Origin of the sequence: Polaribacter butkevichii, from assembly GCF_038024105.1 — a bacterium.
GTDB classification, from domain to species: Bacteria; Bacteroidota; Bacteroidia; order Flavobacteriales; family Flavobacteriaceae; genus Polaribacter; species Polaribacter butkevichii.
Window position 1 is genome coordinate 1,010,194 of sequence record NZ_CP150661.1, and the last position, 21,602, is coordinate 1,031,795.

General features: G+C 29.6%; 24 protein-coding genes. 12 read left to right on the forward strand and 12 right to left on the reverse strand.

Annotated features, from left to right (window positions below; translation table 11 throughout):
* Window positions 1-60: 60 nt before the first annotated feature.
* Genes WG951_RS04040 through recF form a run of 3 tightly spaced genes read right to left on the reverse strand, consistent with a single transcriptional unit; the run spans window position 61 to window position 2,632 of the window.
* Window positions 61-1,179, reverse strand: coding sequence for a tetratricopeptide repeat protein (locus WG951_RS04040; RefSeq protein WP_105048917.1), 1,119 nt, complete (start codon window positions 1,177-1,179; stop codon window positions 61-63).
* A 17-nt stretch (window positions 1,180-1,196) separates the two neighbouring features.
* Window positions 1,197-1,493, reverse strand: a complete 297-nt coding sequence (locus WG951_RS04045) for a DUF721 domain-containing protein (RefSeq protein ID WP_105048918.1) — start codon at window positions 1,491-1,493, stop codon at window positions 1,197-1,199.
* A 59-nt stretch (window positions 1,494-1,552) separates the two neighbouring features.
* On the reverse strand, window positions 1,553-2,632 hold the full coding sequence (recF, locus tag WG951_RS04050) for a DNA replication/repair protein RecF (protein WP_105048919.1): 1,080 nt from the start codon (window positions 2,630-2,632) through the stop codon (window positions 1,553-1,555).
* Window positions 2,633-2,720: 88 nt separating this feature from the next.
* Here recF and WG951_RS04055 point away from each other — a divergent pair, with 88 nt between their 5' ends.
* The 7 genes from WG951_RS04055 (at window position 2,721) to WG951_RS04085 (ending at window position 9,021) form a co-directional block, all read left to right on the forward strand.
* On the forward strand, window positions 2,721-3,512 hold the full coding sequence (locus WG951_RS04055; protein WP_317044721.1) for a tetratricopeptide repeat protein: 792 nt from the start codon (window positions 2,721-2,723) through the stop codon (window positions 3,510-3,512).
* Window positions 3,513-3,592: 80 nt separating this feature from the next.
* Window positions 3,593-4,099, forward strand: a complete 507-nt coding sequence (ribH, locus tag WG951_RS04060) for a 6,7-dimethyl-8-ribityllumazine synthase (RefSeq protein WP_105048921.1) — start codon at window positions 3,593-3,595, stop codon at window positions 4,097-4,099.
* Between the two features lie 235 nt (window positions 4,100-4,334).
* Window positions 4,335-4,610 carry a riboflavin synthase subunit beta gene (locus WG951_RS04065; protein ID WP_105048922.1) on the forward strand — a complete coding sequence of 92 codons (276 nt, stop codon included), beginning with the start codon at window positions 4,335-4,337 and terminating at the stop codon, window positions 4,608-4,610.
* On the forward strand, window positions 4,610-6,427 hold the full coding sequence (gene mutL, locus WG951_RS04070) for a DNA mismatch repair endonuclease MutL (RefSeq protein WP_105048923.1): 1,818 nt from the start codon (window positions 4,610-4,612) through the stop codon (window positions 6,425-6,427). Before WG951_RS04065 ends, mutL begins: the two co-directional genes overlap by 1 nt.
* Before the next feature lie 2 nt (window positions 6,428-6,429).
* The gene (locus WG951_RS04075) at window positions 6,430-7,158 is read left to right on the forward strand and encodes a rhomboid family intramembrane serine protease (RefSeq protein ID WP_105048924.1); all 729 of its coding nucleotides are present in this window, start codon (window positions 6,430-6,432) and stop codon (window positions 7,156-7,158) included.
* The gene (locus WG951_RS04080; protein WP_105048925.1) at window positions 7,158-8,012 is read left to right on the forward strand and encodes a rhomboid family intramembrane serine protease; all 855 of its coding nucleotides are present in this window, start codon (window positions 7,158-7,160) and stop codon (window positions 8,010-8,012) included. Before WG951_RS04075 ends, WG951_RS04080 begins: the two co-directional genes overlap by 1 nt.
* Window position 8,013: 1 nt before the next feature.
* Window positions 8,014-9,021: an endonuclease/exonuclease/phosphatase family protein gene (locus tag WG951_RS04085; protein WP_105048926.1), complete on the forward strand. Its 1,008-nt coding sequence runs from the start codon at window positions 8,014-8,016 to the stop codon at window positions 9,019-9,021.
* Window positions 9,022-9,026: 5 nt separating this feature from the next.
* On the opposite strand, the gene WG951_RS04090 is transcribed toward WG951_RS04085, so the two are convergent.
* Window positions 9,027-10,196, reverse strand: coding sequence for an NAD(P)/FAD-dependent oxidoreductase (locus tag WG951_RS04090; RefSeq protein ID WP_105048927.1), 1,170 nt, complete (start codon window positions 10,194-10,196; stop codon window positions 9,027-9,029).
* A gap of 53 nt (window positions 10,197-10,249) precedes the next feature.
* Window positions 10,250-10,744 (reverse strand): GNAT family N-acetyltransferase, encoded by a 495-nt coding sequence (locus WG951_RS04095; RefSeq protein ID WP_105048928.1) that lies wholly within the window; start codon window positions 10,742-10,744, stop codon window positions 10,250-10,252.
* 39 nt (window positions 10,745-10,783) lie between these two features.
* Between WG951_RS04095 and mtaB the strand changes: the two genes are divergently transcribed.
* Genes mtaB through WG951_RS04110 form a run of 3 tightly spaced genes read left to right on the forward strand, consistent with a single transcriptional unit; the run spans window position 10,784 to window position 13,758 of the window.
* Window positions 10,784-12,118 (forward strand): tRNA (N(6)-L-threonylcarbamoyladenosine(37)-C(2))-methylthiotransferase MtaB, encoded by a 1,335-nt coding sequence (mtaB, locus tag WG951_RS04100; protein WP_105048929.1) that lies wholly within the window; start codon window positions 10,784-10,786, stop codon window positions 12,116-12,118.
* 32 nt (window positions 12,119-12,150) lie between these two features.
* On the forward strand, window positions 12,151-12,810 hold the full coding sequence (locus WG951_RS04105; protein ID WP_105048930.1) for an alpha/beta hydrolase: 660 nt from the start codon (window positions 12,151-12,153) through the stop codon (window positions 12,808-12,810).
* 45 nt (window positions 12,811-12,855) lie between these two features.
* The gene (locus WG951_RS04110) at window positions 12,856-13,758 is read left to right on the forward strand and encodes a lytic transglycosylase domain-containing protein (protein ID WP_105048931.1); all 903 of its coding nucleotides are present in this window, start codon (window positions 12,856-12,858) and stop codon (window positions 13,756-13,758) included.
* 8 nt (window positions 13,759-13,766) lie between these two features.
* On the opposite strand, the gene WG951_RS04115 is transcribed toward WG951_RS04110, so the two are convergent.
* The 7 genes from WG951_RS04115 to WG951_RS04145 form a co-directional block, all read right to left on the reverse strand.
* The gene (locus WG951_RS04115) at window positions 13,767-13,964 is read right to left on the reverse strand and encodes a YwbE family protein (RefSeq protein WP_105048932.1); all 198 of its coding nucleotides are present in this window, start codon (window positions 13,962-13,964) and stop codon (window positions 13,767-13,769) included.
* Between the two features lie 87 nt (window positions 13,965-14,051).
* On the reverse strand, window positions 14,052-14,243 hold the full coding sequence (locus WG951_RS04120) for a cold-shock protein (RefSeq protein ID WP_018943662.1): 192 nt from the start codon (window positions 14,241-14,243) through the stop codon (window positions 14,052-14,054).
* A 271-nt stretch (window positions 14,244-14,514) separates the two neighbouring features.
* Window positions 14,515-14,706 (reverse strand): cold-shock protein, encoded by a 192-nt coding sequence (locus WG951_RS04125; protein WP_105049386.1) that lies wholly within the window; start codon window positions 14,704-14,706, stop codon window positions 14,515-14,517.
* A 116-nt stretch (window positions 14,707-14,822) separates the two neighbouring features.
* Window positions 14,823-15,764: an NAD(P)H-dependent flavin oxidoreductase gene (locus WG951_RS04130; RefSeq protein WP_105048933.1), complete on the reverse strand. Its 942-nt coding sequence runs from the start codon at window positions 15,762-15,764 to the stop codon at window positions 14,823-14,825.
* Window positions 15,764-17,422 carry a S8 family serine peptidase gene (locus WG951_RS04135; RefSeq protein ID WP_105048934.1) on the reverse strand — a complete coding sequence of 553 codons (1,659 nt, stop codon included), beginning with the start codon at window positions 17,420-17,422 and terminating at the stop codon, window positions 15,764-15,766. The genes WG951_RS04130 and WG951_RS04135 overlap by 1 nt, the downstream gene beginning before the upstream one ends.
* 40 nt (window positions 17,423-17,462) lie before the next feature.
* Window positions 17,463-18,650: a tRNA 2-thiouridine(34) synthase MnmA gene (gene mnmA / locus WG951_RS04140; protein ID WP_105048935.1), complete on the reverse strand. Its 1,188-nt coding sequence runs from the start codon at window positions 18,648-18,650 to the stop codon at window positions 17,463-17,465.
* A 207-nt stretch (window positions 18,651-18,857) separates the two neighbouring features.
* Window positions 18,858-19,571 (reverse strand): toxin-antitoxin system YwqK family antitoxin, encoded by a 714-nt coding sequence (locus tag WG951_RS04145; protein ID WP_105048936.1) that lies wholly within the window; start codon window positions 19,569-19,571, stop codon window positions 18,858-18,860.
* A 79-nt stretch (window positions 19,572-19,650) separates the two neighbouring features.
* Between WG951_RS04145 and WG951_RS04150 the strand changes: the two genes are divergently transcribed.
* Entirely contained in the window at window positions 19,651-20,202 is a 552-nt protein-coding gene (locus WG951_RS04150; protein WP_105048937.1) for an adenylosuccinate lyase, read from the forward strand.
* A gap of 45 nt (window positions 20,203-20,247) precedes the next feature.
* Window positions 20,248-21,591 (forward strand): adenylosuccinate lyase, encoded by a 1,344-nt coding sequence (purB, locus tag WG951_RS04155; protein WP_105048938.1) that lies wholly within the window; start codon window positions 20,248-20,250, stop codon window positions 21,589-21,591.
* Window positions 21,592-21,602: the final 11 nt, after the last annotated feature.

A 21,602-nucleotide genomic window follows, 5' to 3' on the forward strand; every position in this document is an offset into this window, starting at 1 on the left:
TTAGAAAAATTATATTTTAAAAAACTCACAACTTTCGTTGTGAGTTTTTTTGTTCTTATACTATTCTGATAAACAATATTCCTTTCGCAAACCTTCTACTTCATTTGTATTATAAGTTTTATCGTACTTATGTTCTTTGGCTTTAGACAAGGCATTACAAGCTTTATTCAATTGATTACCCCCTATGTAAACTAAAGCTAAACATCTATAAGCGTACGAATTAACCTCATTTTCTTCCAATGCTTTTTGTAAATCTTTAATAGCTTCTTCTGCTCTTCCTAATTTATGATATATTTCACCTCTTGTTGCCCAAATAGTTTTTTCTACCGAAATGTCTTTTTCTAATAACTTATGACTTCTTTTATCTGCTATCGTTTTTTCAATAAAATATAAAGCCTTCGCATAATCTCTTGTTTCTAAGTAAAGCTTCGCTTTATTAAAAAAGGCATAATAATTATTTGGGTTAATTTCATGACATTTATTTAAATACTCTAAAGCTAAATCATACTCTTTAATCTTTAATAATAACCAACCTAAGTTATTTAAAACAGCCTGATTATTTCCATCTATAGCTAAAGCCTTATAATTATACATTAATGCTTTTTCATAATCTTCAATAGCGGTATAAGCTATGGCTAAACTATGGTATATACTTCTTTCTGCAGAAAACCTTATTTTATTTGGACTTAATTTAGAAAGAATAAAATTAAAATCCTCTAAAGATTCATCATAGAAACCAAGTCCAGAGTTTAATTTACCTCTTCTAAAGGTCCATGTTAAGTTATCCTTTCCATAAGGTAAAATAGCATTACATATTCCTATTTTTTTATATGCTTTTTTACCTTTAACAACTTCTCCTTCTAAAGTATAATCAACACGTTTTTTTACTTTATCATTTTTATACTTCCAAACCGTTTTAACCTTACCGTTAGGAAAATAAAAATTAGCAATACTATCATGATACCCTTTAGCGTTAAATACGTAGTTAGACCTTAAAGCACCACTTTTATAAAAAGTTTTATAACCTAAAAGTTTTCCAGACTTAAAACTTCTTGTAACTCTTAAATTACCATTTTCATAATAAGATTTAGCTGGTAAATCTTTATAAAGTTTAGCTCTTTGAGAAAAACCAAATAAAGGGGATAATAATATAAAAAGACTAACTATAAATTTATTCACATTCTTATTTATTTTAATTACATCAACACCACTTTAGAAATCAGATCATCACCTATTTCTTCATTCATCATTTTTACAATTTTATCTTTACCATAACTTAACTCTTCTCTTAAAACAGAAGAATTTAAGTTAACTACCAAGGTTTTATTTTGCAATTTCACAGAAGTTGTATGAGTAGCAACTCCGGGTCCCATCATTTTATTCCAAGTTTCTTCTATCTTTATTTTTTGCATTCCCTTACTCAAGTTGTTTTCCTTGATAAAAAATTGCATTAAATCTTTTACTGAAAATGAATCGTTTTCTCTTTTTGCCATTATTATGGATATTGGATATTTATTAACAGATTACTTCGTCACTTTTACTCGTAATGACATTATAACTTAAAAATCTGATATTCTTTACTTCCTTGTTTTAATATATTTTCTGTTCTTTCAAAATGAGTGTCTGTTATAAATATTTGTCCAAATTCATCATTATTTACCAAATCTATAATTTGAGACACCCTATTTTCATCTAATTTATCAAAAATATCATCTAATAATAAGATAGGAATCACTTTAGATTGTTGTTTGATAAACTCAAACTGCGCCAATTTTAATGCAATTAAATACGATTTTTGCTGTCCTTGAGACCCAAACTTTTTAATAGGATATTCTCCAATATCAAAACTCAAATCATCTTTATGTATTCCCGATGTTGTATACTGTATAATCTTATCTTTTACCAAAGATTTTTGCAATAAGTCTTTCATTTCAAAATCATGCAACTGACTTTTATAAGCTAAATTAACAAGTTCTTTATCCCCAGAAATTATTTGATATTTTTCATTAAATATAGGTATAAATTCTTCTAAAAACTGTTTTCTAACCTCATAAATTCGAGTACCAAATTCAGAAAGTTGCTCATCATAAACACTTAAATTTAAAGCATCAAAAGTTCTATTAGCTGCAAAATATTTTAACAATGCATTTCTTTGAGAAAGCACCTTATTATAAGACAATAAATCTTTTAAATAGGTTTTGTTTTGTTGAGAAATAACACCATCAATAAATTTTCTTCTCGTATCACTTCCTTCGGTAACCAAATCTCTATCCGCAGGCGAAATAATAACCAAAGGTAACTGACCGATGTGTTCAGAAAACTTCTCGTAACTTTTTCCATTTCTTTTTAAAACCTTCTTTTGACCTTTTTTAAGACTGCATACTATTTTTTCGTTTCTATCATTTAAAAGGTAATCTCCTTCTATCATAAAAAACCCTTCTCCGTGCCTAATATTCTGAACAGCGACAGCATTAAAGTAACTTTTTGTAAAAGATAAGTAATAAATAGCATCTAACACATTGGTTTTTCCAATACCATTATTACCCACAAAACAATTTATTTTCTTCTGAAAATCAAAAGATTGCGACTCTATATTTTTAAAATTAAGCAAAGAAATTTTCTGTAAATACATGAATAGAATTTGATATTGAAAACGTTTTGCAAATTATTGAAAATTTAGCGAATTATCCGCTTTTAAAATCCAATTAAAAAAACTATTTTTGTCGCCACTAATTTTTAAGGAAAACATGGCTACATACAAGAAGAAATATAAAGCAGAAGGTAAAAAAGAAGAAAATCAAGTTGATGAATCTGAATTTGAAACAGCAGGAGTCTTAAATACATTAGACGAAACAGCCTCTAAATCAGAACAATGGATTGAAAAAAATAACAAACCTTTGTTTTTTGCATTAATAGCAGTTGTTGTAATATTTTTAGGATACTTAGGATATCATAAATATGTAGTACAACCAAATGAATTAGAAGCTTCTAACGAGTTAGCTTTTCCTAGAAAATATTTTGATGAAGCAGCAACAGCTGGTTCTGGAATAGACTCTTTATTAACTTTAGGTTTAGAAGGTGCAGATGGAAAATACGGTTTCTTAGACATCGCAGATTCATTTAGTGGTACAGATGCTGGTAATTTAGCAAACTATTACGCTGGTGTTTCTTACTTACAAATGAAAAAATATGACAAAGCAATTGAATTTTTAAGTAAATTTAATTCTGACGATGAAATGTTGGGCCCTGTTTCTATAGGTGCAATTGGAGATGCTTTTGCAGACATCAATCAATTAGACGATGCTTTAGACTATTATGAAAAAGCCGCTAATAAAAAAGATAATGATTTTACATCACCTTTATATTTATTTAAAGCAGGACAAACTGCTATGGAATTAAAAGATTTTGGTAAAGCAGAAACATTATTCACAAAAATTAAAGAAAACTACTCTAACTCTGATCAAGGTAGAGATATAGAAAAATATATAGCAGCAGCTAAATACGCTAACTAAAATAGCTTGCAGTAAAACAGTAGCGGTTGGCAGTAAATTACTGACTGCACACTGAATACTACAGACTGAATACAAAAAACATGGCTACAACTAATTTATCAGTTTACGATAAAGCAACAATCCCAAATGCGAAATCTTTTCGATTTGGGATTGTTGTTTCTGAATGGAATCCAGAGATTACAGAGAATTTACAAAAAGGTGCAATTGAAACTTTATTAGATTGCGGTGCAACTAAAGAAAACATTATTTCTTGGAATGTTCCAGGAAGTTTTGAATTGGTTTATGGTTGTAAAAAAATGATTGCATCACAACAAGTTGATGCTATTATTGCTATTGGAAATGTAATACAAGGAGAAACAAAACATTTCGATTTTGTTTGCGAAGGTGTTACCCAAGGTATAGTAGATTTAAATGTAAAATACGATGTACCTGTAATATTTTGTGTGTTAACAGACAACACAAAACAACAATCTTTAGACAGATCTGGAGGTAAATTAGGTAACAAAGGTACAGAATGTGCTGTGGCTGCCATAAAAATGGCTGCTCTTAAAAATATTGATACCAATACAGAAAGTATAGGCTATTAATTGGAGCTACTTTGCTTCAATTTTTTTTAAAATTTTATAGAGATATTGGTATTTTAAAATTCACTGTAATTTTTATACCAATATTATTTTAAAAAATACAATAGTAGATTTTAAGAATACTTTTAACAGGTTTATTTGAGGGATTAAGTATAATTCTGTAAATTTGATTTGCTTATACCTTTGGTACAATTGTTGATTTTTTTCTAAATCATTATAAACCAATAACTCTAATACTATGGGATTCTTAAAACGTACACATAACAAATTCGATTACCAACCCCGTTATTATAAAGGAGAAGGAAGTCCTTATAAAATTGAACATAAATTAGATCAATTTAGAAAAACTGCGGGTAAAAACAAAGGAATTAAAGCTAAATTTGGTGATGCAATTGAAGATTTAAAAAACTCAGATAAAGGGGTAAATAGAACACTTTTTATCATCATTGCAATTTTAGTACTTATCTTTTTATACATCATAGATTTCGATTTATCTATTTTCAAGAGAAATTAATGTCTGATATTATTCAACTATTACCAGATCATGTTGCTAACCAAATTGCTGCAGGAGAAGTCGTTCAACGACCAGCTTCTGTAGTAAAAGAGTTATTAGAAAACGCAATTGATGCTGGTGCAACCAACATAAAACTTTTATTAAAAGACGCCGGTAAAACGTTAATTCAAGTAATTGATGACGGTAAAGGAATGAGCGCTACAGATGCAAGATTGTGTTTTGAGCGTCATGCAACTTCTAAAATACAAAAAGCAGAAGATTTATTTAATCTTTGCACCAAAGGTTTTAGAGGAGAAGCATTAGCGTCTATTGCTGCCATTGCACATGTAGAGTTAAAAACAAAACAAGACAACGAAGAGCTTGGTACGTCTATAAAAATTGAAGGCAGTAAAATTGTGTCTCAAGATTTTGTTTCTACAAGCAAAGGAACAAGTATTGCTGTAAAAAACTTATTTTACAACATTCCTGCTAGAAGAAACTTTTTAAAATCTGATACTGTAGAAACCCGTCATATTGTAGATGAATTTCAAAGAGTTGCATTGGCACACCCAAACATAGCTTTTTTAATGCATCATAATAACAATGAGGTATACCATTTAAAAGGTAGTAATTTAAGAAAACGTATTGTAAGTGTTTTCGGAACTAAAATGAATGAAAAATTAGTTCCCATAAATGAACAAACAGACATTGTTGGTATAGAAGGTTTTGTTGCAAAACCAGAATTCTCTAAAAGAAAAAGAGGAGAACAATTCTTTTTTGTAAATGATCGTTTTATAAAAAGTTCGTACTTAAATCATGCTGTAGTAAATGCCTTTGATGGCTTACTAGAACAGGGTTCGCATCCCTCCTATTTTTTATACTTAACAGTACCTGCAAATACTATAGACATTAACATTCATCCTACAAAAACAGAGATAAAGTTTGATAATGAAAAAGCGTTGTATGCCATGTTAAGAGCCACTGTAAAGCACAGTTTAGGCCAGTATAATGTAGCGCCTCTTTTAGATTTTAATAGAGATGCTAACTTAGATACGCCTTATCATTTAAACACAAAAACTACATCAGCAAAAACGCCTAGAATTTCTGTTGATCCAGATTTTAATCCGTTTAAAGAAGAAGCTACAAAACAGGTTCATACACCGTTTAAAAAAGAACCTCAAACAGAAAGTTGGGAATCCCTATACACTTCTTCTATAGAAATTACAGAGGAGGAAAAGCAATCGGAATTATTTGACAATCAGCAAGAAATAAAAACGCAAAAAACATTTCAAATTCAGCGTAAATATTTACTAAGTTCAATAAAATCTGGCGTGGTTTTAATCAACCAATCTTTAGCGCATCAGCGTATTTTGTACGAAGAGTTTTTAGAAAGCATTACTGTAAAAGAAGCTAACAGTCAGCAATTATTGTTTCCTGTTAAAATTTCATACTCATCCGCAGAGATAGAAATGATTTATACAATTAAAAACGAATTAGAAAATGCTGGTTTTTCTTTTGATGAATTTACAAAAGATAGCGTTACCATAAAAGGAATACCCGTTTCTGTAACAGAAAGCAAAATAACGATTATATTAGAAGAATTATTAAATGATATCGATTTAGAAGTACCAGACGCTAGTTTTAGTCATTTTGATGTAATGGCAAAATCATTTGCTAAAACATTATCTATAAAAACAGGCACACAGCTTTCTGAAAGAGAACAAGAAGGTTTGGTTAATGATTTATTTTCGTGCAAAGAACCTGATGTATCTCCTTTTGGAAAACCCGTTTTTAAAACACTAACATTAAACGAAATAGACAATCTATTTAACAGTTAAAAATGAATAATAAAATTACAGGTGCTATAAAACATTTAATCATAATTAACGTTATTATTTTTGTTGCGCCACAACTTTTAAAGTTAGATTTTACAAATGTTTTAGCGTTGCATTTTCCAGAAAACAAACATTTTGGCATTTGGCAATACGTTACGCATATGTTTATGCATGGTAGTTTTAGCCATATTTTATTTAACATGTATGGTTTATGGGCTTTTGGCACACCTTTAGAACAAATGTGGGGAAAAAATAAATTTATATTCTTCTATTTTTCTGCAGGATTAGGTGCCGGATTAATCTATACCTTGGCAAATTACTATCAATTTAATGGTATTTATGACCAATTGATAAATTTTGGTCTTTCGGCTAGCGACATACAAAATATTTTAAATGCAGGTAGTTATAACGATCCAAGAATTGCTATATCAAATGAAGAAATGATTAAATTCTATAATTTATATCATACACCTGCTGTAGGTGCATCGGGTGCAGTTTATGGTGTGTTAGTTGCTTTTGGTATCTATTTTAAAGATGCTAAATTAGCGCTGATATTTTTCCCTGTACCAATAGCCGCAAAATATTTTATTCCTGTAATGATTTTAGGTGATTTGTTTTTTGGTATGACCAAATATTCTATTGGAAACATTGCCCATTTTGCACATGTTGGAGGTGCATTAATTGGTTTTATCATTGCTTGGTATTGGAAAAAAAATCAATTTAAATTTAGTTAATGAGTTTTATAGACGACATAAAATTACGCTACAAAAACGGAAATATCGTAGAAAAATTAATCTACGTTAACATTGCTGTATTTATATTTACGTTACTTATTTCTGTTTTTCAAGATTTATATAAAGGACAAATTAATTGGGTTGTAGAGTGGTTTTCTTTAGATGATAACTTTTCTACTTTACTATATAAACCTTGGACACTTCTTACTTATGGTTTTTTACATGCAGATTTTTTACATATTCTTTTAAACCTTGTTACTTTATATTTTATTGGTAATTTGTTTATAGAATATTTTACTCAAAAACAACTATTAACTTTTTACTTATTAGGCACCTTTTTTGGAGGTCTCTTATTTATGGTTAGTCTTAATTATTTTCCTTTATTTCAAGGACAATCATCAATGTTAGTTGGTGCTTCTGCCGGTATTTCCGCCATATTTATAGGAATAACCACCTACATACCTAACTATCAATTAAAAGTTCGCTTTATTGGTTTTGTAAAGCTTTGGCATTTTGCTGCAATTTGGGTTGGTTTAGACATTTTAGCTTTATCTGGCGGAAATGCTGGTGGCCATTTTGCACATTTAGGAGGCGCATTATTCGGTTTTTTATATGTAAAAAAAGCAGCAAACAAAGAAATAAAACTTTGGGATCAATTATCGTCTATATTTTCAGTAAAAAAGAAACCACTAAAAACGGTATATAAATCACCTAAAAAAACAACTAATTCAGTAAAAAAAACTTCCTTAAACCAACAACAAATAGACCATATTTTAGATAAAATTAGTAAATCTGGGTATGATACATTAACAAAAGCAGAGAAAGAGTTTTTATTTAAACAAGGAAGAAAATAACATGAAAAATTTATCCCCCATAGATAAGATGTTATACATCATAAACTCAATATTAGCAGCGCTTTTATTGTTGTCTTATATACTTCAATTAATATCACCTGCTACAATTCCTGTTTTTGCTGTTTTAAGTCTTTTTGTTCCTTTTTTAATGATTATCAATCTCATTTTTGGTGTTTATTGGTTAATTAAATTAAAAAAACAATTTCTATTATCTATTTCTGTATTAGTAATTGGCTATATCTTTTCAACTCCTTTTTATAAAATTTACGGTAATAATTCTTCTTTTAATAACGATTTAAAAGTGATGAGTTATAATGTAAAAAGCTTTGATTTGTTTCATAAAAAGAAAGAATCTAAAACGCCAGATGGTTATAAATTTATAGCTTCTAAAGCCCCAGATGTTCTTGCCGTACAAGAATATTATCACAGTAAAAAAAACAAATTAAATTATCCTCATAAATTTATAAAATATCGACCTAAAAGCAATAAATACGGAATGGCTATTTATTCTAAATATAAGATTATAAACTCTGGTTCTTTAGATTTAAAAAGCGTAGGTAATAATATTATTTTTGCTGATATTTTAAAAGAAAAAGACACCATTAGAATTTATAATGTTCACTTAGAATCTTTAAGAATAAAACCAGGTGAAGAAAATTTTGGGCAAGAAAATTCTGAAAAACTAATAGAGAGAATTAGTAGTTCTTTTAAAACTCAGGCAGAACAAACTGTACAATTTTTAGCACATGAAAAGCAATGGAAAGGAAAAAAAATAGTTTGTGGAGATTTTAATAACACCAGTTATTCTTGGGTATATCATCAAATATCAAAAAACAAAAAAGATGCTTTTATAGAATCTGGTAAAGGTTTTGGTAAATCTTTTAACTACTGGTTTCCTATGCGAATAGACTTTATTTTAACAGATGAGGATGCTATAATTAATAAATTTTCTACATTTTCAGAAAAATACTCAGACCACTTTCCTGTTCTTGCAAAAATTAATTGGTAAGTTTATTAGTAACTTCTTTTTTTTATAATTCGATGAACTTTCTGTTCTATCTTTTTCTTTAACAAACCAGCCATCGCTAAAAAGAAACCTTTATACTTTGCTGCTCTTAGAGCATAATGACTAAATTTTAAAAGTCTACCAAACTCTTTTTGTAAATCTTCATCGTATTTTTTTAATGAAGCTTCAGAAAAACCATCCTTATTTAAACATCTTTCTATATTTTTTGCTGCAATTATGCCAGACATCATACCAGTACCAATGCCTTCTTTGTAAAAAGCATTTGCCAAACCTGCAGCATCTCCTACTAATAAAAATCGTTCTCCAGTTATTTTATGATTTCCAAAATGAAACGGAATAGACCACCCTCTCCAATTACCTATTTTGGTAGCGTTTTTAAATTTATTTTTTACCTTTTTGTGGTTTTTTATAATATTTTGAATTTCATCAACTAAATTGACCCCATATTTTTTAATATGATCTGCACGCCCTCCCAAACTAATATTTACTTGTCCGTCAGATAAAGGAAAAACATAAAAAAATAAAAGCATTTTTTTATAAATCATACGTACTTCTGCTGCGTTACCTATAGGCAAATCTATTACATCTTTAAAATAAGCACTTACAAAAGTTGACGCATGTTTTTTATCTATTTTATTATTAGCTAATTTACTAGCAACAATAGATTTGGCACCATCTGCCCCAACTACAAATTTTGATAGGATTTCTTTGCCATTTTTTAATTTGATAAAAACCCCCTCTGCTTCGTCCCTAATTTCTTTAACTCCGCTTCCAAAATGCTGGTTGGCATAGGTTTCTGATAAGTGACTTACCAAAAATTGATCAAAATCGATACGTTTTGCATACGAAATAATCATATCTCTATCATCCGTTTCTTTAAATTCTATTTTAGAGCGATTGTTTAAATGCAGCGTAATTTTTTTGCTATGTATAAACTTTGGATGTTTTAAAAAACTAGCAAATAAATCGTCTCCCAAAATTTTCATCGCCTTGTAGGCGTATAAAATTAAGCCATCTCCACAAGTTTTATCTCTCGGAAAATTAGATTTATCAATAATATAATGCGGAATTTTTAACTTAGATAATTGTATAGAAGTGGCAGTACCAGAAGGTCCTGCGCCAATAATACAAACAGTTGTTTTTTCAATTTTATTCATAGCAACAAAAGAGCAATATAAAAAATATTTTAAGGCAACTTTATATTTAAAGGCTATAATTTTAATCTATATTTTGTTTCTGCTTGGTTTTTATCATTCTTTAATTTATCAACAATAACAAAGTTGTTTTTTTCTAATATTTTTGCTGATGCTAAATTTTCATCAACCACATAAGCTATAATTTCGGTCTTTTTTAGATGCTTACAATAAGAAATTAAACCTTTACAAATTTCAGATCCAAAACCTAAGTTCCAATATTTTTCTAAAAAACGATAACCAATTTCATCATCTAAGTTATCTTTTACCAAAGCTACAGTTCCTATAAATTTTTGATCTTTTTTTTGTTCAATTGCATAAATCCAAAAATCGTTATTAGGCTGTTTATATTTACAAATTAGTTCTTTTAATTCTTTAAAATGTTCCTCTAAAGTTTTAATATCACCTTTGGCAAACTTCATTACATTAGGGTTGCTTTGCATTTTATGAAACAATTTTAAATCACTTAAAAATAGCTTTCTAACAATTAACCTTTCTGTTCTAAAAATCATCAATAATATTGTAAATTTGCAGTCCTTAAATATACAAGAATGAATGCAGAAAAAAAAGTAGCCTTTTATACTTTAGGATGCAAGTTAAATTTTTCAGAAACTTCTACTATTGCTCGTAATTTTGTAAGCGAAGGGTTTAAACGTGTGGATTTTGAAGAAGCCGCAGATGTTTATGTTATAAACACTTGTTCTGTTACCGATAATGCAGATAAACGCTTTAAAAGCATTGTAAAAAATGCCTTAAAGAAAAATGATGATGCTTTTTTAATTGCCGTTGGTTGTTATGCTCAATTAAAACCAGAAGAATTAGCTGCTGTAGATGGTGTAGATTTAGTTTTAGGAGCCACAGAAAAATTTAATGTTACAAGTTATATAAATGATTTAACTAAAAATAATGTTGGCGAGGTGCACTCTTGCGAAATTTCTGATGCCGATTTTTATGTGGGTTCTTATTCTATTGGAGATAGAACTCGTGCTTTTTTAAAAGTACAAGATGGTTGCGATTATAAATGTACTTATTGTACAATACCTTTAGCACGTGGAATATCTAGAAGTGATACTTTAGAGAATGTAATTGAAAATGCCAAAGAAATTTCATCAAAAGGAATTAAAGAGATTGTTTTAACCGGTGTTAATATTGGTGATTACGGTAAAGGTGAGTTTGGCAATAAAAAACACGAACATACTTTTTTAGAATTGGTAAAAGAATTAGATAAAGTTGATGGCATCCATCGTTTGCGAATTTCATCTATAGAACCTAATTTATTAAAAGATGAAACAATTGAATTTGTATCTAAATCTACTTCTTTTGTTCCGCATTTTCACATTCCTTTACAATCTGGTAGTGATGCTTTATTAAAGAAAATGAAGCGCAGGTATTTAACTGATACGTATACAAATAGAGTTTCTAGAATTAAAGAAGTAATGCCTAATGCCTGTATTGGTGTAGATGTTATTGTTGGTTTTCCTGGTGAAACAGACGAGTTATTTTTAGAAACTTATAATTATTTAAACGAAATGAATATTTCGTATTTACATGTTTTTACCTACTCTGAAAGACCAAATACAGAAGCAGTTAATTTTGAAGGTGTTGTTCCAAAAAAAGTACGTGCAAAACGAAGTAAAATGTTACGTGGTTTGTCTGCAAAGAAAAGACGTTCTTTTTATGAAAGCCAAATAGGTAATACACTTACAGCATTATTTGAAAGTGAAAATAAAGAAGGTTTTATACACGGTTTTACAGAAAACTACGTTAAAGTTAAAACACCTTGGAATCCGAAATTAGTAAATACACTACATACGATTACTCTTACTAAAATTGATGAAGATGGATTGGTAAGATTTAATTTTGAAAAAAATAAAGTGACAGCATAAAATATAATATTGCTAAAAAAAAAAAAAAAGACATGAAAAAGATTGCTATATACTTGGTACCAGGTTTAGCAGCGGGTCCAGAAATATTTGAAAACCTAGAATTACCAAAAGATAAATACGAACTACATTACTTAGAATGGATAACACCAATTGCCCTAGAAGAAACAATTGCTAATTACGCCATGAGAATGAGCGAAGAAGTTAAGGCAGAAAACCCTGTTTTAATAGGTGTTTCTTTTGGGGGAATTATAGTACAAGAAATGAGTAAATATCTAAACACTAAAAAGGTTTTTATTATTTCTAGTGTAAAGCATCACGAAGAGCTTCCTAAAAGGTTTAGATTTGCAAAATTTACAAAAGCCTACAAATTATTTCCAACAAAAATTGTTTCTAATTTTGAAGATTATGCTCAATATTTTTTAGGAAAATCGTTAAAAAAGAGAGCCCATATTTATAAAAAATATCTTTCTGTTAGAACAAAACTTTACCTAAACTGGTCTATTGGTACTATTATTAAATGGGAACAAACAGAACAAAACCCAAACATTACTCATATTCATGGAACCGATGACCATGTGTTTCCTATAAAAAACATTAACAATTGTATAAAAATTGAAGGTGGTAGCCATGTTATGATTATTACAAAAGCAAAAAAATTATCTAAAATTATTGACGAAGCTTTAACTTGTTAAACCCACTGGCTTTTCTTATTTTTAAAAACAAAAAATTACAATCTTATGAACAAACCTTTCCGTATACTTTCATTATTAAGCATCTTAATAGTCACTTTTTTATTTTTTAATGCAATCAATAAAAATGAAACAGACCCAGAAACAAGTACGGCTAAAACATATAAAATAAAAGCCTTAAAACTGCCAACCAACCTAAATCTTGCTGGAGAAAGAGTGCCTTTAGAAATACCTGATGTTAGAGAAAGGATGGAAAGAGAATTGTTGGTAAACACGTATTGGCAATCTAATGGGTTATTACTTATAAAAAGAGCAAATAAATATTTTCCTGTTTTAGAGCCTTTACTAAAAAAATATGGCTTACCAGACGACTTTAAATTTTTAGCATTGGCAGAAAGTGCTTTTATAGACGAAACTTCTTCTGCAGGAGCAGCAGGCATGTGGCATTTTATGAAAGCTACAGGAAAAGAGTATGGTTTAGAAATAAATAGCAATGTAGACGAACGTTATAATATAGAAAAATCTACAAAAGTTGCTGCCGAATATTTAATAAAATCTAAAGAACGTTTTAATTCTTGGACCTTAGCTGCGGCTTCTTACAATGCAGGTAACTACGGTGTTAGTAAAAGGTTAGATACCCAGGAAGTAGATAATTATTATGATGCTAAACTACCTAATGAAACAGAGAGATATGTTTTTAGAATTATTGCTTTAAAAGAAGTAATTTCTAATCCTAAAAAATATGGTTTTGTGTTTGATAATGAAGATTTATACACGTTAGCAGAAACAAGAACAATTAAAGTAGATACTGCCATTTCTAATATTACTCATTTTGCTAAAAAATTCGGAATGAATTATAAAGAATTTAAAATTCATAACCCTTGGTTAAGAGAAAACAAACTAAACAATAAGAGTAGAAAGGTTTACGAAATTAAGATACCTGTAAACTAAAACGATGTTTACGCTAAAATATTTTTAACCCTACCTACAATACCAGATTCTAACTGAACTTTAATTCCATGCGGATGGTTTTGAGATTTAGTTAGAATTTTTGCTATAACACCTTCTGTTAATTCGCCACTTCTTTGATGGTGTTTTTGAACTACTTCTACACCTAAACCTATTTTTACGTTTTTTCTTAGCTTTCCGTCACTCATAAATACATTTTTAAAATTCTAAAATAAAAAAAGCCTATCAATCATGATAGGCTTTTTGTTAAAAAATTAACTAGTAATAAATATATATTATAATACTCTTACGTTTACTGCGTTTAATCCTTTTTTTCCATCTTGTAAGTCAAATTCAACTTCATCGTTTTCACGAATTTCATCGATTAATCCTGACACATGTACAAAATGTTCTTTGTTTGATCCTTCTTCAGTGATAAATCCAAATCCTTTAGATTCGTTGAAAAATTTTACGGTACCTTTATTCATTATAAAAATTATTGCGTTGCTAATTTAATTACTAACAACATTTATTGTATTACAAATGTAATGCCAATAATTGAATAATAAAATTAAATGTTGTTTTACTTTCTATATCCTTTAAAATAAACAATAATTTACAGCTTAAAAAGTATGTGTTCTTATAGATACACACATCAACCTACCCTAAAAGACTGATATTAAAAACATTAAACAATAAAAAAAGCCTATCAATATTGATAGGCTTTTAGATAAAAAATTAACTAGTAATAAATATATATTATAATACTCTTACGTTTACTGCGTTTAATCCTTTTCTTCCATCTTGTAAGTCAAATTCAACTTCATCGTTTTCACGAATTTCATCGATTAATCCTGACACATGTACAAAATGTTCTGTGTTGTTTCCTTCTTCAGTGATAAATCCAAATCCTTTAGATTCATTGAAAAATTTTACGGTACCTTTATTCATAATAAAAAAATATTGTGTTGTTAAATTCATTCCTAACAACGTTTATTGAATTGCAAAGATAATGCCAATAATTTAGAAAAGAACTAAAATAAGTGTTTTAGTTGAAAAATAATACATTAAACACTCAATATAAACCTTTTAACTGCGTTAAATTCGTCTATAATCTCATTTAAAATGTCTTTTACAGGCTTTATTTCATGAATTAACCCTGCTATTTGCCCTATTTCTAACTCACCTTCATCTAAATCTCCTTCAAACATTCCTTTTTTAGAACGTGCTCTTCCTAGTAGCTCTTTTATTTGTTCTGTTGATGGATGCTGCTTATATAATTCTTGTACTTCATTATAAAACTTATTTTTTACCAACCTTACAGGTGCTAATTCTTTTAAAGTTACTTGTGTATCTCCATCTTTAACATCAATAATGGTGTTTTTAAAATTAATATGCGCAGAAGATTCTTCTGATGCAGCAAACCTACTCCCTATTTGTACACCATCTGCACCCAGCACCATGGCTGCTAACACTCCTCTCCCCGTGCCTATTCCACCAGCAGCAATTACAGGTATTTTAACCTGTTCTTTAACCATAGGTATCAATGTAAACGTGGTTGTTTCTTCCCTTCCATTATGTCCACCAGCCTCAAAACCTTCACAAACAACAGCATCTACACCGGCAGCTTCTGCTTTTAAAGCAAACTTAACAGAACTTACTACATGTACCACCGTAATTCCTTTTTCCTTTAAAAAGGAAGTCCAGGTTTTTGGATTTCCTGCAGAAGTAAAAACAATTTTTACGCCTTCTTCTATAATAATATCAATTAATTTTTCTATATCAGGATACAACATTGGGATATTTACTCCAAATGGTTTCTCTGTTGCTTTTTTACATTTCTGAATATGTTCTCGTAACACATCTGGATACATAGAGCCAGCACCAATTAAGCCCAAACCACCTGCATTAGAAACGGCCGCTGCTAATTTCCATCCAGAAACCCAAATCATACCTCCTTGAACAATTGGAAACTCAATATTAAATAATTCTGTAATTTTATTTCTCATTATTGTTTCATCAGCTTTATCGTTTTTTGTTGATTTCCTTTAGATATTTTAAGTAAATAAACACCGCTTTCTAGAAAAGAAACATCAACAATTTTAGAGCTTGAAACTGTTTTTTCTAGCACCTTTTTACCAAGCATCGTATATATTTTAATTGTAAAATTTAAAGCATCTGTAGAGATTAATAGTTGGTTTTTAGCAGGATTTGGATACACATTTACATTGATATTGGTATCGTCTAAAACAGATAAACTAGTTATATAGGTTTTTAATGCTACTTCAAAATTCGGAATTCCATAACCATGTTGATCTGTAGGAGCATTAAATTTATCTGCAGACTCATAAACAGCTTGTTTTAAATACGTATTAAAATTATTTGTGGTTGCTTTTGATGATGCTGCTTTTAAAAGAAAACCTTCATGCTGATTTAAACACGCAATTAATCCTGCCATAATTGGTGACGAAAAAGACGTACCGTTAGAACTTGCAATGCCACCTGTGGTATAATTAATTACCGCTGCACTTGCTCCTTTGGCTAAAATTTCGGGTTTTATTCTTCCGTCTGATGTTGGTCCGAAAGAACTAAAACTAACAATATTTTCTAATGCATCTACAGCACCAACACTTATTACAGAAGCTGCATCTGCCGGCGCTCCCATATATTTCCATGATCCATTTCCTTCATTACCAACTGCATTTACTAAAAGCATACCACGAGAAGCACCAATTTCTGCTCCTCTAGAAATAAAGGTGGTTTTACCATCTAAATCGGCATACGTATAATTGTAATTCGGATTATCAAAAGTTGTATATCCTAAAGAAGTATTAATAACATCAACCCCCAAACTATCTGCTCTTTCTGCAGCTTCTACCCATAAACTTTCCTCTAAAGGGACTTCTACAGGCGCATTTTCTGTTCTAAATAAATAAAAAGAAGCATCTGGTGCAGTACCTACAAACTGATTTTCTAAATAACCGCCAATTGTTGATAATACATGAGTTCCATGACTATCTCCAGCGTAAAACTCTTCGCTTCTTTCTACAAAATCGTAGCCTCCTAAAATCTGATTATTATCTCTAATTCTTTTAAAAGCTTCTAAAGTATTTACGTTAGGAAAACCTGCGTCTATAATTGCTATTATTTGACCTGCACCTGTTAAACCTTGCTCATGTAAATAATTTCCATGTAGCATTTTAATTTGATTATCGGTAGCACCATAATTATAATCGGTTAGCGTTTCTTTAAACTTATTATAATGATTAGGTTTTATTGCTTTTCCTTTTGATTTAGCATTTAAATTTAAAGATTTATTAGCAAATTCTATATGATCGATAAAACTATAGGTAGCTAATAAATTATTAATATTACCAACTTCACCTTTAATATGAATTGCATTTAACCATTTAGATTTGGCTAAAACAGTGATGTTTACATCATTCTTAATCTGATTATAATAATTTTCATCAACAGGTACATCTTTAATATCTAGAGGAATATTTAATTTAGTCCTTCTGTCTAATGCTCTTTGAGTGAGCATTGTTAAAGGACTCTCTAAAAAAGTAGCTTGGTTTGGTTTGTCTCTTAAGAAAACCCATGCGTCTTCTTGGGCCTTAGCGTTAAAAAAAGTAGCTATAAATAAAAAAAGTAGTAATTTCTTCATATTTCGAAATTACTACTTTTTTATGATTTTTATAAATAATTTAAGAGATTACTCCAGAACCTAATAATTCTTCATTGATATACCAAGCCACAAACTGACCTTCTTGTATGGCAGATTGCTTGTTTTCAAACTCTACATACAAACCTGTTTCTACTTTATGTAAGGTTGCATTTTCTAAAGGTTGCCTGTATCTAATTCTAGCATCTACTTGCATAGTTTCTCCAGATTTTAATGTTAAATCTTTACGAATCCAATGCATTTCTTCATTGGAAACAAACAACACATTTCTATATAAACCTTGGTGATTTTTTCCTTCACCAGCATAAATTACATTTTCTACCACATCGGTTTCTATCACATACAAAGCTTCTTTTGTACCACCAACATTTAAACCTTTACGTTGTCCTTTTGTAAAATAGTGTGCGCCTTGATGTTTACCAACTACTTTACCATCTTCTTTATTGTAAGAAAATTTTGTTGCGTAATAAGCAAGTTCTGCTTCTTTATTTTCAAAAACAGGCGCTTGTTTTGTGTACTGCTCAAAATCCGAAGGAATTGTTACAATTACTCCGTTTTTGGGTTCTAATTTTTGTTGTAAAAACTCTGGTAAACGAACTTTACCGATAAAACATAAACCTTGAGAATCTTTCTTTTCTGCCGTAATTAAATCTGCTTCTTTGGCTATTTTTCTTACTTCTGGCTTTGTTAATTCGCCAATTGGAAATAATGCTTTTGTTAATTGCTCTTGAGACAACTGACACAAAAAGTAAGATTGATCTTTATTAACATCTTTACCTGCTAATAATTTATAAACTGGTTTACCGTCTATAATCTCTTCTCCTTTTCTACAATAATGCCCTGTAGCCACATAATCTGCCCCCAATTTTAAAGCAATGTCCATAAAAACATCAAACTTTATTTCTCTATTACAAAGAACATCTGGGTTTGGCGTTCTACCTTTACTATACTCATCGAACATATAATCTACAATACGTTCTTTGTATTGATTACTTAAATCGACAACTTGAAAAGGGATTCCTAACTTTTCTGCAACAATCATTGCATCATTAGAGTCCTCTAACCAAGGGCATTCATTTGAAATGGTTACAGAGTCATCATGCCAATTTTTCATAAAAAGCCCAATAACTTCGTATCCTTGTTCTTTTAATAAATGTGCGGTTACACTAGAATCTACACCACCAGAAAGACCAACAACTACTCGTTTCATTTTAAATTTTTAAGGATGCAAAGGTACAAATAAGAAATGGTTTTATAGATTGAAAGAATTGATGTAATCATTGTTTTGATTTATCTTGTAGTTAGCAGTTAGCAGTTAGCAGTTAGCAGTTAGCAGTTAGCAAGAATAAAAAGACTTCTACAGGCGCTGTCTAACAATCGTTAAAATTCATCAACATTTAAACTATAAACCTTAAAATCAATCTTCTTTTTTACGAGTAAAATAATTTTTTGCTTTTAGCTCTTTTTCAGTAGCTACTTCTCCATCCATATAATATTCCCAATTTCCCACGCGTAATCCGTCTTTATAATTACCTGTTTCTTTTAACTGACCATTCAATTCAAAGTATTTTGCCAATCCGTTTAAGACACCATTTTTGTAAGTAATTTCTTCTATTAGAATACCTTTACTAGAATATTTACTACTAACTCCATCTAACAAGCCGTTTTTATATGTAGAAAATTCTGTAACCCTACCATCTTGATAGTAATTTATTAATGCACCATCTAATTTACCCTCTTTATAATTTTCTTCTGACATGATTGTGCCATCAGAGTAAAAATATTTCCAATTACCAACTCGTTTTTTTCCTACTAAAACACCTTCTGTTTCTATGGTACCTTTTAACGTAAAAAATTGAACATATAAAGAATCTGAATTCTCATAAAAAGTTTTTATAATGACAGGGTGCTTAGAGCTTGTAATATCGTAAAACTTAAAAACACCTACTTCTTTTCCGTTTTTAAACTGCCCTGTGTAACGAATTCTTTTATTTGAATAATACTTTTTCCAAACACCTGTTCTTTTTTTATGCTGATCGAATTGATTAATTTTCTGAGCATAAGTAGTTTTACTTGTAAAAAAACAAGTAAAAAACAGTAAAATAAAAAACAGTCTTTTTATATTTATCATTTAAATAAAATTTTAAAGCAAAGATACATTAATAGTGCCAAAAACAAATCTTCTTTTCGTTACAGAACAACTCCATAATATGGAAAACCCTAAAAGGGAAAACCGACAAAGAGTGGCAAATATTGTATTAGAAAATCAGAAATTATTTAAAGAATTGGTTGCTATTACTTTTGATGTTGAAAATAAAGTTTCTATAAAAGCGGCTTGGATTTTAGAGTGGATTTGCACACACCATCATTTAGAATGGATTTTACCTCATTTAGATGTATTTACATCAGAAATTAAAAATGTAAAATTTGATAGCGCTATTAGACCATGTGCTAAAATATGTGAACATTTGGCTACTGCGTATTATGCTAAAGATGAAAACGAAATCAAAAAAAAACTGACAAACAAACATATAGATGCGATTGTAGAAACAGGTTTCGATTGGTTAATTACGCCTCAAAAAATTGCCGTTAGAGCCTATACAATGACTTTTTTATATTTCTTTGGATTAGAAAAAGAGTGGATTCATCCAGAATTAAAACACTTAATAACCTATAAAATTATGCACGAAAGCAAAGGTTGCAAAGCTCGTGGAAAATACATTTTAGAAATGATAGAAAAACATCAAAAATCGACTTTATAAATCTGTTTATTTACCTATTTTTGCAATTAACAACATAACTAAAAGATGAACTTAACAAAATTAAATGCCATCTCACCTATTGATGGACGTTATAGAGGTAAAATATCAAAATTAGCAGACTATTTTTCTGAAGAAGCTTTAATAAAATACAGAGTTCGTGTAGAAATAGAATATTTTATTGCTTTGTGTGAAATTCCTTTACCACAATTAGCAGACTTTAACAACGATTTATTTGACGATTTACGTAAAATTTATATCGATTTTACTGCAGAAGATGCTCAAAAAATTAAAGATATAGAAAGCATTACAAATCATGATGTAAAAGCTGTTGAATACTTTATCAAAGAAAAATTTGATGCGTTAGGCTTACAAGCTCATAAAGAATTTATCCATTTTGGATTGACTTCTCAAGACATTAACAACACTGCTGTTCCGCTTTCTATTAAAGAAGCGATGAACGATGTTTATGTTCCTCAATATTTTGAACTTTTAGAAAAGTTACAAGAATTAGTTATTGAGTGGCAAGATGTTTCTATGCTAGCAAGAACACATGGTCAGCCTGCATCACCTACAAGGTTAGGGAAAGAAATAGAAGTATATGTAGTTCGTTTAAAAGAACAATTCAATTTATTAAATGATATACCAAGTGCTGCTAAGTTTGGTGGTGCAACGGGTAATTACAATGCACACAAGGTTGCATATCCAAATATTGATTGGAAAGAATTTGGAAGTACTTTTGTACAAGAAAAGTTAGGTTTACACCATTCTTTTCCAACAACACAAATAGAACATTACGATCATTTAGCGGCTTTGTTTGATACTTTAAAACGTATTAATACCATTGTACTAGATTTAGATAGAGATTTCTGGACCTATGTTTCTATGGAATACTTTAAACAAAAAATTAAGGCTGGTGAAGTTGGTTCTTCTGCAATGCCACATAAAGTAAATCCTATTGATTTTGAAAATTCTGAAGGAAATTTAGGATTGGCAAATGCTATTTTCGAACACCTTTCTGCAAAGTTACCAGTATCTCGTTTACAACGTGATTTAACAGATAGTACTGTTTTACGTAATGTTGGTGTACCTTTTGGACATACAATTATTGCTTTTACATCTACCTTAAAAGGATTGAATAAATTATTGTTAAACAAACAAAAGTTTGAAGATGATTTAGAAAATAATTGGGCTGTTGTTGCTGAAGCAATTCAGACTATTTTAAGACGTGAAGCTTACCCTAATCCTTATGAAGCCTTAAAAGGATTAACCAGAACAAATGCTAAAATCAACCAAAAATCTATTGCAGATTTTATTGATACTTTAGAGGTTTCATCAGAAATTAAAGAAGAATTAAAGGCTATTACACCTGCTAATTATACAGGAATATAAATTTTTTAAGA